This window comes from Afipia sp. GW823-FHT06G09 (assembly GCF_058794875.1).
This window is the reverse complement of record NZ_JBXAHF010000001.1, coordinates 201,860-214,469: the sequence shown is the minus strand read 5'-3', so window position 1 is coordinate 214,469 and position 12,610 is coordinate 201,860. Positions and strand designations below refer to the sequence as shown.

The window sequence follows — 12,610 nt, the reverse complement described above, 5'->3', positions numbered from 1 at the left end:
TGATGAACGTGTTGAACTGAGTGAAAGTCGAACTTGATGAAAAAGACGGCACTAATAACCGGCGTTACCGGCCAGGACGGGGCCTACCTTGCGGAGCTGCTGTTATCCAAGGGTTATTCGGTGCACGGTATCAAGCGGCGCACGTCGCTCTTCAACACTGATCGTATTGATCATCTATACCATGATCCGCACGACAAGGGTTACGACCTGACCCTCCATCATGGTGACCTGACCGACTCATCAAGCCTCATTCGTATCGTTCAGGAGGTTCAGCCCGACGAGATCTACAATCTCGCAGCGCAGAGCCACGTTGCGGTATCTTTCGAGGAGCCGGAATACACAGCGAATTCCGATGCTCTAGGCCCGCTTCGCATTCTGGAGGCGATCCGCATTCTCGGGCTTGAGAAGAAGACGCGGTTTTATCAGGCGTCGACCTCAGAACTGTATGGGCTTGTTCAGGAAATCCCGCAGAAGGAAAGCACACCCTTCTATCCACGGTCGCCCTATGCGGTCGCAAAGTTGTATGCTTACTGGATTACGGTGAATTATCGCGAGGCCTACGGGCTGTTTGCGTGCAACGGCATTCTGTTCAATCACGAATCGCCAATCCGCGGCGAAACATTCGTTACGCGGAAAATCACGCGTGCGCTGGCGCGTATCAAACTCGGTCTTCAGGAGAAGGTTTATCTAGGAAACCTGAACGCCCTTCGCGATTGGGGGCATGCGCGTGATTATGTGGAGATGCAGTGGCTGATGTTGCAACAAGACGTGCCGGAGGATTACGTCATAGCAACGGGCGAGCAGCATTCGGTTCGTGAGTTCCTCGAAATCGCGGCGAAGGAGGTCGGCATCACGGTCCGCTGGGAAGGAGAGGGCGTCGACGAAAAGGGATACGATACGTCCACCGGACGATGTATCGTTGAAGTCGATCCGCGTTACTTTCGGCCCGCTGAGGTGGAGACGTTGTTGGGAGATCCTGCAAAGGCGTACCGCCAACTCGGATGGTCACCAAAGACATCCTTCGTCGAATTAGTGACGGAGATGATGAGAGAAGATTTGAAGGTTGCTCAGCGAGATGAACTCGTGAAGCAGCATGGCTTTAAACATTTTAATTATAATGAATAGGAAATGCATCGCCAGCCGCTACTCCATGCGGAGATCTCTCAAAGAAGAACTTCTTGGGTCGGAAGATTTTCTTATGTTTGATTGAGGTTGCTGCCGCTATATTTCGGTCTGGAATATGGGGATGCCGTTGAGAAGAAAAATACTAGTGACCGGGGCATCCGGTCAGGACGGTTATTACCTTATCGATTTGCTCCAGAAGCAGGGGTGCATCGTTCATGCCCAATCGCGCCGTCAGACGCATCCGAACAGCCATCTGAGTGGAGCGCACTGGCACGTCGGCGATCCTACGGACGGCGACTTTCTCGACTCGCTGATTGCAGGCGTTATGCCTGACGAGATCTACAATCTCGCGGCGATCTCCCGGCCGGTCTTGAGTTGGGGATTGCCGCGGGAGACGGCCGAGGTGAATGCGTTTTTGCCTCAGCAGATTTGCGAACTGCTGCTCAAGCACAAACCTGGCTGTCGGTTCTTCCAGGCTTCGTCATCCGAGATTTTTGGAGACAGTGCCGATCGTGTTCAAAACGAGCAGACGCCGTGCGTTCCGAAATCTCCATACGGCGCTGCAAAGCTCTATGCCCATCGCATCATTGGGGCCTATCGGACGCAGTACGGTCTTCACGCGTCGACGGGAATCCTATTCAACCACGAAAGCCCGCAGCGTCCTCTTTCGTTCGTGTCGCAGAAGATTGCCTATGCGGCGGCTGCAATCTCTCTCGGTTTGTCCCATACACCCGAAACCGACGAGCGTGGTCGGCCGATATTGCGCGACGGGAAAATTGCGTTGGGCGATCTGAGCGTTCGGCGCGATTTCGGCTTTGCGGGGGACTATGTGGAAGCGATGCGGTTGATCGTCCAGCATCATGCGGCGGATGACTACGTTATCGGCACCGGTGAAGACCATTCGATTGAGGAATTTTGCAACGAAGCGTTCAACCTGGTCGGCCGCAAATGGACGGACCATGTCAACGTCGATCCAGGTTTGCTTCGAAAGGTCGACAGCCACTATACGCGCGCAAACGCCGCAAAGATCCGTTCTGTGCTGAACTGGCAGCCAAAAATCGGTTTTCGTGAACTCGTTTCCATAATGGTCAAGGCGCAGATCGATTCCATTCAGAGCAACGTACCATTGAGCGGAGAGCCCGATAACGGCCGCCGTAGCGTGGAATGTTGATGCGGGTTTTACACGCCTACAAAGTTTATCTTCCAGGCGTTTATGGCGGGATTCCCTCTGTCATAGCGATGCTGGCAAGACTATCGCAGTCGGGATTTGCGACGGAAATCCTTGTTGCGCGCGAATACGGCTTCGCAAGCAGATACAGTTTTGAAGGTATTGACGTCGAAGCTGTCTCATCCTTCGGGATGGCGATGTCGACGCCGCTTGCACCCGCTTTCCCGTTCAGATTCGCGAGGCGGGCGAGGGCCTCCGACATTGTCGTTCATCACGCTCCCTTTCCGTTGACGGATCTGGGGATATTGCTGATGCCGAAAGAGCCGGCTCTTATCGTTCATTGGCATGCGGAGGTGATCGGTCGTCTTCGGCTGATGCGATTGCTGACGCCGTTCATCCGGAACTCGCTCAAGCGCGCGGACGTGATTGTTGTTTCCGATCAGGCCATCGTCGAAAAATCTCCCTTCCTGAAGGATTTTGCCGACAAGTGCGTCGTTGTTCCTTATGGATGCGATGTGACGTACTGGGGCGAGCTCAGTTCATCGCAGCGCGAAGCCGTCGACAATTTGCAGAAGCAGCATCCGAGACTTGTGGTCGCGGTCGGCAGGCTTGTCAGTTACAAGGGATATGAAGTCTTTCTGCGGGCCATGCAGGATGTCGATGCCTACGCGGTTATTATTGGAGAGGGGCAGCTCAAGGCCGAGCTCAACAATCTTGCCGCGGAACTTGGTATCCTTGACCGGGTCAAATTCGTGGGCGTTCTGGAGCCCCATGAAGTGAAGCAATACATCCATGCCGCCAAGGTGCTGGCGTTCCCGTCGGTCACGGAAGCGGAAGCTTTTGGGATTGTTCAACTGGAAGCGATGTCGGCCGGCAAGCCTGTTGTGAACACGGATCTTGCGACGGCGGTGCCGAATGTGGCTCGGGACGGCAAGGAGGGGCTGACAGTTCCACCCAGCCAACCGGTCGAATTCGCGGAAGCGCTCCGCCGGTTGCTGGATCAGCCTGATTTCGCCGCCAGACTAGGCGCCGCGGGTAAGGAGCGCGCCTATGCTGAATTCAGCCAGCCGCTGTTTTTGTCTCGGATGCAAGACGTCTATAAAAAGGCCGTGCAACGGCGCCGATCGACTCGGTGAGCAGTGGCTGATGGCGTACCAGGAACGAGTGAATATCCGATGCTGATGGCTGGGCAGAGACAGATGAGCAACCAGGCGCAAATGGCGCTGCAGGACGCCATTGACGGCCTGTCTCTGTGGGCTCTCTGGGGCAAGCTCGGCTGGAACGATATCCTGCAGCGCTATCGTCGTTCGCTGCTTGGGCCGCTTTGGCTCACCGCAAGCATGGCGATCATGGTCATATCTCTGGGACTGGTTTATTCGAAGATATTCAAGACGGAACTGCGCGACTTTATGCCATTCCTCTGCGTCGGGTTGCTGATCTGGGGGTACATCAGCGCAATCCTGTCCGCCGCCGGGACGCTGTTCACGGGGGCGGAATCTTACATCAAGCAGATCCGTTTGCCGTACTCCGTCTATGTGCTCCGCTTCATGTGGAGCAACGTCATCATCTTCGCGCATAATTTTGTCATCTACTTCGGAATCCTCATCTACTTCCAGATTTGGCCCGGTAGTGTGGCGCTCTACGCGATTCCAGGCTTTCTGCTGGTGACGCTCAATGGTGCGCTTGCAAGTATGTATCTCGGCATGATGTCGGCGCGCTTCCGCGACATCCCCCAGATTATTGCAAGCTTCATCCAGATCGCTTTCTTCGTGACGCCGATCATGTGGAAGCCGGAGTTGCTCGGCGAACATGCCAGCATTATGGATTTCAACCCGTTCTTTCACCTTATCGAGATTACGCGCGGACCATTGCTTGGACAGATGCCGTCGGTAGTAAACTATCTCGCAGTGGCCGTTATCACACTGTTGAACGCAATTTTCGCGATTGCGTTTTTCATTCGCTTCCGCGCTCGTATTTCGTACTGGGTGTAGGCAATGTTGCAATCACACGATATCGGCGGCCCGCAGACGCTCCTTCGTCTCGACAACGTGAATGTATCGTTCCCCGTGTATCACGGCGGATCGCGCTCCCTGAAAAAGGCGATCCTCTCACGCAGTTCGGCCGGGCGCATTGCCCGCGATGCGAACGACCGGATCACCATCGATGCATTGCGTGATGTGTCTCTGTCATTGGACAAGGGCGACCGGCTCGCCCTGATCGGTGCCAACGGGGCAGGAAAGACAACGCTGTTGCGGGTCATGGCGGGAATCTACGAGCCGTTTGCGGGCACCGTGCAGATCCATGGTCGGATTTCGCCGATGTTCGATATCGGACTTGGTATCGATAGCGATCTCAGCGGTTATGACAACATCCGGATTCGTGGCCTTTTGCTCGGCCTATCGGCGAAGCAGATTGATCGCATACTGCCTGAGATCGTCGAATTTACCGAACTTGGCGACTATCTCGATATGCCTGTGCGAACCTATTCGTCGGGTATGATCCTGCGACTGACGTTTGCGGTAGCAACGTGCTACGAGCCGGAAATCCTTTTGATGGACGAATGGATTTCAGCGGGCGACGCTCATTTCATGACGAAGGCTCGGGAGCGCATCGATTCCTTCGTCAAGAAGGCGAGTGTTCTGGTGCTTGCGTCGCATAATCTCGATGTCTGTCGCCGGTGGTGCAACAAGGGGGTCTGGATGGACAGGGGGAGCGTGAGAGCGTTCGGTCCGGTCGAGGAGGTTGTCGCGCAGTACCACGCCCATGAATACTGAGCGTGAATGATCGTGGCCGCATCACGGACACGCAGTAAACGCACGGAAGCCAATGCTATGCCGAATAACTCCCAATGATCGCGTGAGACCAGTCTCCGAAATGCTCGTCGGTTTTGAATCCAGCATCCTGAGGGGCCCGATGACCGGGGTTGCGAACTATACGTTCAATATCGTGCGCTGCGCGTTGGAGCTGGATCCCGAAGTTGGCTTTTCAGGATTCCAGGGGCGGGATTGGCGCAGATTCGATCTTGGAGCCGCCCAGGAGATCGCTCAACGCAAGCAAACTGATTCCGATGGGCGCTTGAGCGCATACGCGCGCGTCAGGCGCCGCATGCGCGACCGTGCCGCACAGATTCCTGGTCTGCGCGGAGCCGCGGCGATTTATCGCGAGACACGGCGAAAGAAATTCGTGTCCTCGGTCCACAGCCAGTCGCTCGATCTGTTTCATGCTTTCAATTTCCGACCGTTGACCGATCCGGGCATTCCCGTTCTGCCGGTAATTTATGATCTCTCGACGTTTCGGCATCCGGAATTTCATCCGGGAGACCGCGTGAGGTGGCTGGAGCCGCTGCGGCAGACGATCGAGCGCGCACCTTTGGTGCAGACCATTTCGGATTTCAGCAGACGGGAAATTGCCAGCCTGTTCGGCTATCCGATGGCGCAGATACTTGTCGTGCCGCCGGCCGCGGCCGCGTTGTTTGCGCCGCTCGGTGAAACGACAACCCAGCCGGGACTTGATGCATTGGGTCTCAAGTACGGCCAATTCTTTCTTGTTGTTGGGACGCACGAGCCGCGCAAAAACATTCGGACTGTGATTCAGGCCTATTCGCGGTTGACTCCGTCGGAGCGGGCGCGGTGTCCGCTTGTGCTCGCGGGTGGACGAGGCTGGGGCAATCTCGATCTGCCTGAACAAACGGAGACGCTGGTCAGAGATGGATCGGTCCGGTTCGTGCACGATGTGACCGATCCACAATTGCGAAATCTCTACGAGGGCGCACGCTTGCTGCTCGCGCCGTCACTCTATGAGGGTTTCGGAATGCCCGTCGTCGAAGCGCTGGCGTGTGGAACGCCTGTCGCGTACAGCGCCGACACGGCGATGGAAGAAATCTCAGGAGATACCGGCTCGCGGGTTGGTGCACTCGATGTCGATGGATGGACCGGCGTGCTCAAGAATGCGCTCAACAGCACCGATCATGCTGATCCTGTGCGCCGCACTGAGCGGATTGCTCGCGCGCAAGAATTCGACTGGCGGCGGAGTGCCGGACTGGTTCTCGATGCCTATCGGCGCATTTTGAACTGATTTTTCGGTTCGGCGACAATCAGCCAGAGTTAGCGCGAGCATCCCTGCGGCGCGATGAAATGATAAGGGAAGGTGAATTGTTTTCCAGTCCGTGTGCGCCGGAGCGGAAGGATGATTTCACGCTCCGCTGAGTAGGCTTTCCCGGGCAGGAATTTTGCCATTCGTTCCTTGAACTCAGGATCTGTATCCATCACAACGGCGCCGCCTTTGCGGAGCTTGTCGTCATTGTACCAGGTTGCTCCGGCGATTTCGCGATAGGCGAGCGCGGTCACGTTGCGTTTGGCTTCGATCCCGACGCCGTAGGTGGCTTGTCGGCCGCCGACGAAATAGGCAGGTCCGCAAGTATATTTGCTGTCCCAATCCTGGAGGATCAGCCGCGCTGCCTCCGCGGTTGGCTCCTGCATCGCGCTGTGGCTTGCGAATGCGGTAAACACGACAGCCGCTGTGATCCCGGCAACGAGGTAAAGTCCCGCGATCAGGGGGACCACACGGCGCTCAATCCAGCCCTTGCAGGATTGGCTCCATTCCATGAATGGCGCGACGGCGAGGAATGTCAGCATGATGTAGGGCGCGGCGAAACGCGCCAGGAAATTCAGCCCGGTAATCATCACAAGGACGATGAGGGCGGCGTGGGCGAACACCGCGGTAAAAAGCAGAAATCGGGACGTAGTAGACTGGTCGGATTTCCGGGGGCAAAATTCAAAAAACCTCTTCCACAGGCCGATTGCGACAATCGCATATCCGGGTGCTGCGAAGGCGAGATATCCTGCGAACAGTTCGGCGATGCCGGTCAGGCGTTGCGAGAGCGGATTCTGAAAATCGAAGTGGTCGAGCCCATACTCGAATGCAGCGCTATGTCTGAGCACAGCGACGACATGAGGTAGGATCAACGCCATGCCTGTTGTGATCGCGGCGTAAAAGCCGGGTCGTTTCAATATCTGCCGGTAGCAGGGCAAAAGAAGAATGCTACCCGCCATTCCGAAGAACAGAACTACGGCATTGTACTTTGTCAGCGCAGCCACGGCAGACCAGAATCCGAAGGCGATCCAGTCGCGCATGCGATCGGATTGGGCCGCCCGGAGAAAATGAAAGACGACGGCGGGCCACGATGTGAGCTGCAGGATGTCGGCGTTGAGCGCAAAGGAGAGAGGCGCGAAGATCGTATAGGACGACGTGCCGTACAGGAACGTGAAGAGGAGGGCATTGTCGCGCGTGGTGGCCAGCCGGAGCGTGCGATAGACATAGATCAGTCCGATCGCGATGAGGAACTGTCCAGTCAGGATCATGACAGCGGCGGATGTGCCGAAGAGCTTGTCAACGATCCCGCCAATCCAGACCATCATCGGCGGATGGAACGGCGTGACGATCGGAAATTCACGTCCCCACGCGATCAATTCGCGGGTGTCGTACATCGCGGTTGGAAACACGGCGACGGCGAGTAGCACCGGAAGCAGCAAGGCAAGTCCAAGAACGGCAAGCGCGGGGCCGCGCCGCAGGCTAGAGTGATCCTCATTGGGCATGACGATGATGTGCCTCGATGCCTTGTAGATTCGCGTGTCTTTGCAGAGATAAATATAGCAATCGAGGCCGCGTGTCGGGTGTTGCGGGCGCAGGCGGCGCGGAAGCCTGCCCATATTGACCCTGCTGGGATTAGTCAGATACGGCTAGGGACCGCGGCTGAAAGCCGCCGCAGCAGGTGAGATGACGCCGCCATGGCCTCGTTTCTCGATACGTGGCTCGACGGTGTCGAGGAAGGCTGGGGAATTCCGGCGTTCCTCGCGCTCTTCATCCTTTTGTGGACGGTCTTTCTTGGTATTGCGTACCTGAACGCGGATCTGCATCCGGACGTCATCGAGGCCTGGGCGATCGGGCGAACGCCGGACTGGGGCGGGGCCAAGCATCCGCCGTTGATGGGCTGGGTTACCCACGCGTGGACGACGGTTTTTCCGGTCCGCGACTGGTCGTTTCACCTGCTGGCGATGACGAATTCCGCCGCGGCGCTCTGGATTATCGACCTGATGACACGGCGATTTGCACGAGGCGACAAGCGCGCGATCGTGCTGCTGCTGTTGCTGCTGCTGCCGGTCTATCAATTCCAGGCCCAGCGCTTCAATGCGAACTCGGTATTGTTCGCGGTCTGGCCGCTGGCGATCTATTGCTTCCTGCGGTCGTTTGAGACGAGGCATGCCGGGTGGGCCGTGGCGGCGGGACTGGCCGGGGCTCTGGCGATCCTCGGCAAGTACTATTCCGCATTTCTGATCTTCGGTTTCGTTTTCGCGGCCATCTGGCATCCCGTGCGCCGGGCCTATTTTGCGTCGGCGGCGCCCTGGATTTCAGCCGTCGCAGGCCTGCTTCTACTGGCGCCTCACATTCACTGGATGCTCGGTTCGGGGACCAGTCCCTTCGGCTACGCGTTGGCGACCCATGGCGGCCTTACAGCGGGGCGTGCCTTCCTGTCGGGCCTGACCTTCCTGTTGGGGATCGCAGCCACCCTGGCGCTGCCAGGGCTTGTCTGGGCCGTCATGATCCGCACAAGAGCGGGAGACTACCTGAAAGGGCTGGCGCCGCTCGATACAGGTCTGTTGCTGATCCTTCTCGTGGCCGTTGGTGCGATCCTTGCCCCGCCTGCGGTCAGCCTGATGCTTGGAAATTCGCTCAGCGCGGTCTGGGCCTCGCCGGGGCTGTTTGCCTTTGTACTGGTCGCGGTCTGCACCGCAAGGTTTCCCCTCAGCCGGACGGAAACCCGGAGGCTGGTCGCAGGTGTGCTTGCGCTCACGCTGATCGCGGTGGTTCTGCTTGCACCTGCTCATGCCTATTACCGGAACCGGCATCCGTTCAGCGAGGGGCGGAACTACTACAGTCCTGCGGCTGCTGAAGTGATGAAGCGCTGGCGTCAGATATCGTCAGTACCGTTGAAAACGGTCAGCGGTGACAAGCTCGCGATGGCGCTCGCCTTCTACTCTCCGGACCATCCGGCCTTCGTCATACCCTTCAATCAGCAATACGTCTGGCAGACGCCGTCCGACGCGGCGTTGCGCGAGGGCTGGGCGACGATATGCCTGCCGGATGAGGAAACCTGCCAGGTCTGGCTGAAGCACCAGGTTGCACCGGTAGCGCCGGGTGCCATCAGTCTTGATTTTGTGGTGCAGCCGCAATGGTGGGGCTCGGCAGGCATCCCGGCGCGGATTACCGGGCTCCTCGTTCCGCCGCGTGCAGCCCGCTGAGATGAGAACCGTGGCCGCCCGGCTGTCTTGGTTGATGACTAGGCGAAGAGCTGTTCCGCTGCTGATCATCTGCCTCTGGGCGGTGGCGGCGTTTCCCAATCTCTCTGTGCGCTCATTCATCTGGGAGGAAGGGACGAATGCCGAGATCGCGCGGGACATTCTTTCCAATGGCAACCTGCTTCAGCCGGAGGTTTATGGACTTCGCTGGAACGAGAAGCCCTCGCTGCTGCCGTGGCTGATCGCCGGAGTTGCGAAAGTCACGGGCGAGGTCAACGAGTTTTCCGCGCGGCTGCCTGCGATGATCGCAGTGGTGCTAACGGCGTTACTGGTGCAGTCGTTGACACGGCGTTACGCGAGCCCGAATGCATCGCTTCTCGCGGCGCTGTTGTTCATGTTTTCTCCAATGCTGTTGCAGAAGCTCGCGATCGCCGAGCCGGATACTTTGGTGACGTTGTTTTCGTTTGCCGCCTTTGTTGTCTGGTGGAACGGCGTTGAGGCCGGTCACGTCGGCTGGTGGCGCTGGATCGGATGCGGGTTGCTGCTCGCGATCCTCGCCATGGCGAAAGGACCCCAGCCGGTGGGCTACTTTGCACTCGGCGTTTCGGCCTATCTCGTCGTAACGAACCGATGGCGCGATATTCCCGGGCTGTTCGTCTGTTTGCTGATCCCGGCCACCGCAACAGTTGTTTGGGCTGCCGCAGTTTACCGGCCGGGCGACGAGGCGACCTGGATCAGCTACGCGCGATTAGGCTCAGTTCCGAACATCGGCAACTACGTCGTCCAGAACGCGCGCGTTTTCTTCAGCCTTACTGTAGAGCTGATGCCGGCCATCCTGCTGGCGCCGTTCCTTTGGCATGCAAGAAACGACGGCAGGGATGTTCCACATGTGGCGCGGCCGCTCGCGCTCTATGCTGCCTTGTGTACGATCGTTGTGATGTTGTGGCCGGGTTCGAACAGCCGCTACGCCATGCCGTGCGTTCCAGCGATTGCAGTGCTTGCCGGGTTGGCGTGGGATGTAACCACAGAAGCGAAATACGCATGGTTGCGGCGTATAGCCGTGACAATCGTCTCTGGGCTCATCGTCTTTCAGATGATGTTCACGAATGCGGTTGTCCCTCTATTCGCTGACAAATTTGGCGGATCGCGGATCGCGGGACAGGGCATTGAACGAGCCATCCGCGCCAATCCCGCTCCCGTGTTTTGCACCAGTCTTGCGACAAATCAGCTTTTTTATATGAGGGCGGGGCCGGTCCGTTGCGTTGATCCGGCCGGCCTTGGTTCAATTCTCGCGCCCGCATGGCTGATTATTCCGCGCGAACATGCACCGCTTTTGGCACAATTGAATTCTGGTCTCGGGGCGCGGTTGGCGGTGGAAACTGACACGGGACCCCACCTGTCGCTTATGCGGCTCGACAGGCGTTGAGCGGCCGTCCAACCGGTCGTCTACCATAGTTCAAAAATTGAATTGTTGGCCAGGCTGGCTCGCGAGCCCGCGGTCGGACGCTTTGTGTCCGCTCAGGAAATGCCAAATTTCCCCTAGCTTGCCGGGGTTTTCCCAGACGAGGGGGCGCCTTCCGCATCGTGCACCATGGCGCTTGCTAGTTCAAAAAAAGAACTGTAACTTCGCGATCAATAAAGGAAGCCGAAAACGGCAACAATTGAAGCGAGCCCGCCCGGCTTGAATTGCGGGGCACGGGACATGTTCACAGGGGAGGAGAGACGATGATCAAGGGTTTGAAGCTCGCGGCAGCGTTGGTGGTTGCGCTGTCCGGTTCGGCCTTCGCCGCCGATACACCCGGTGTTACCGCAACTGAAGTGAAGGTCGGAGGCGTGTTCCCGTTCAGCGGGCCCGCTTCATCTATCGGTCTCGTGGGCAGGGGCGTCCTCGCTTACGTCCAATCGGTCAATGATCGCGGCGGTATCAACGGCCGCAAGATCAATTACATCGCCTATGACGATGCCTACAGCCCGCCGAAAGCGGTCGAGCATGTCCGCAAACTGGTCGAGAGCGATGAAGTTGCCTTCATGTTCGGCCAGCTTGGCACGCCCGGTAATACGGCAACGGCGAAGTATCTGACGAGCAAGAAAGTCCCGGCGCTCGGCATTGTGAGCGGCTCGAACAAATTCACGAACGTGAAGGATTTCCCGATCACGACGACCAGTCTCGTCAGCTTCGATACCGAAGGAAAAATTTACGCAAAGTATTTGAACAAAACGCTTCCCGGCAAGAAATACGCGATCCTTTATCAGAACGACGATCTCGGAAAAGACTATGTCAATGCCTTCAAAGAGCTGATGAAGGGCGAGTTCGACAAGCGTGTCGTCACCGCGGCCTATGAGATCGCCGATCCGACCGTGGATTCGCAAATCGTGAATCTGAAGAGTTCGGGCGCGGACGCCTTGCTGGTTGCAGGAACGCCGAAATTTGCCGCCCAGGCGATCCGCAAGGCGTCGGAGATCGGGTGGAAACCGACGTTGTTGCTGAACTATCCGTCGGGTTCGGTCGGAGCGACCTTGAAACCTGCGGGCTTGGACAAGTCCATCGGTGTGATTGTCGGAACCATGACCAAGGATCCGACTGATACAAAGTGGAACAACGACAAGGGTATGAAGGACTATCGGGCCTTCATCGACAAATACATGCCTGGCGTCGATATCTCCGATACCAACTACATCTTCGGGTACACCCAGGGGATGATTCTCGAGCAGATCATCAAGCAGTGTGGTGACGATCTATCTCGGGAGAACATCCTCAAGCAGGCAAAGAATCTGAAGGACATTGCTCTTCCAACGGTGCTGCCGGGTGTTCTTGTCAACACGAGCGAGACCGTGAACCAGGATTTCACCCAGATGCGCCTGCAGCGCTGGACGGGTGAGAGCTGGGATCAATTCAGCGACGTGCTGGACGCGAAGTCCGAATAGCCTGTGAGATGAATCGAGGCCGGCACTCTTGCGAGATGCCGGCCCTTTTTTGATTTGTTGTCCAGTTTTCTGGAATTCTAGAGAGGAGAGGGCCGTG

The 12,610-nt window shown here is 57.5% G+C and carries 10 protein-coding genes; 9 read left to right on the top strand and 1 reads right to left on the bottom strand.

What is annotated here, in order from left to right; all coding sequences use genetic code 11:
• Positions 1–36: 36 nt before the first annotated feature.
• The 6 genes from gmd (at position 37) to AC1Q67_RS00985 (ending at position 6,367) form a co-directional block, all read left to right on the top strand.
• A complete protein-coding gene (gmd, locus tag AC1Q67_RS01010; protein WP_029659681.1) occupies positions 37–1,125 on the top strand; it encodes a GDP-mannose 4,6-dehydratase in 1,089 nt (362 codons plus the stop codon).
• Between the two features lie 145 nt (positions 1,126–1,270).
• Positions 1,271–2,296 (top strand): GDP-mannose 4,6-dehydratase, encoded by a 1,026-nt coding sequence (locus AC1Q67_RS01005; RefSeq protein WP_492235523.1) that lies wholly within the window; start codon positions 1,271–1,273, stop codon positions 2,294–2,296.
• On the top strand, positions 2,290–3,429 hold the full coding sequence (locus AC1Q67_RS01000; protein ID WP_492238136.1) for a glycosyltransferase: 1,140 nt from the start codon (positions 2,290–2,292) through the stop codon (positions 3,427–3,429). Before AC1Q67_RS01005 ends, AC1Q67_RS01000 begins: the two co-directional genes overlap by 7 nt.
• 63 nt (positions 3,430–3,492) lie before the next feature.
• Complete coding sequence (locus AC1Q67_RS00995) at positions 3,493–4,284, top strand: ABC transporter permease (protein ID WP_492235525.1); 792 nt, start codon at positions 3,493–3,495, stop codon at positions 4,282–4,284.
• 3 nt (positions 4,285–4,287) lie between these two features.
• Positions 4,288–5,067 carry an ABC transporter ATP-binding protein gene (locus AC1Q67_RS00990; RefSeq protein WP_492235526.1) on the top strand — a complete coding sequence of 260 codons (780 nt, stop codon included), beginning with the start codon at positions 4,288–4,290 and terminating at the stop codon, positions 5,065–5,067.
• Positions 5,068–5,119: 52 nt separating this feature from the next.
• Positions 5,120–6,367, top strand: coding sequence for a glycosyltransferase family 4 protein (locus AC1Q67_RS00985; RefSeq protein WP_492238135.1), 1,248 nt, complete (start codon positions 5,120–5,122; stop codon positions 6,365–6,367).
• A 29-nt stretch (positions 6,368–6,396) separates the two neighbouring features.
• Here the strand turns inward: AC1Q67_RS00985 and AC1Q67_RS00980 are convergent, their stop codons facing one another.
• A complete protein-coding gene (locus AC1Q67_RS00980) occupies positions 6,397–8,001 on the bottom strand; it encodes a glycosyltransferase family 39 protein (protein ID WP_492235528.1) in 1,605 nt (534 codons plus the stop codon).
• Between the two features lie 78 nt (positions 8,002–8,079).
• On the opposite strand from AC1Q67_RS00980, the gene AC1Q67_RS00975 reads away from it, so the two are divergent.
• From AC1Q67_RS00975 to AC1Q67_RS00965, 3 genes are all read left to right on the top strand, one after another.
• Positions 8,080–9,591, top strand: coding sequence for a glycosyltransferase family 39 protein (locus AC1Q67_RS00975; RefSeq protein ID WP_492235529.1), 1,512 nt, complete (start codon positions 8,080–8,082; stop codon positions 9,589–9,591).
• 34 nt (positions 9,592–9,625) lie between these two features.
• The gene (locus tag AC1Q67_RS00970; RefSeq protein WP_492235530.1) at positions 9,626–11,014 is read left to right on the top strand and encodes an ArnT family glycosyltransferase; all 1,389 of its coding nucleotides are present in this window, start codon (positions 9,626–9,628) and stop codon (positions 11,012–11,014) included.
• A gap of 299 nt (positions 11,015–11,313) precedes the next feature.
• On the top strand, positions 11,314–12,513 hold the full coding sequence (locus AC1Q67_RS00965) for an ABC transporter substrate-binding protein (RefSeq protein ID WP_492235531.1): 1,200 nt from the start codon (positions 11,314–11,316) through the stop codon (positions 12,511–12,513).
• The last annotated feature ends 97 nt before the right edge of the window (positions 12,514–12,610 follow it).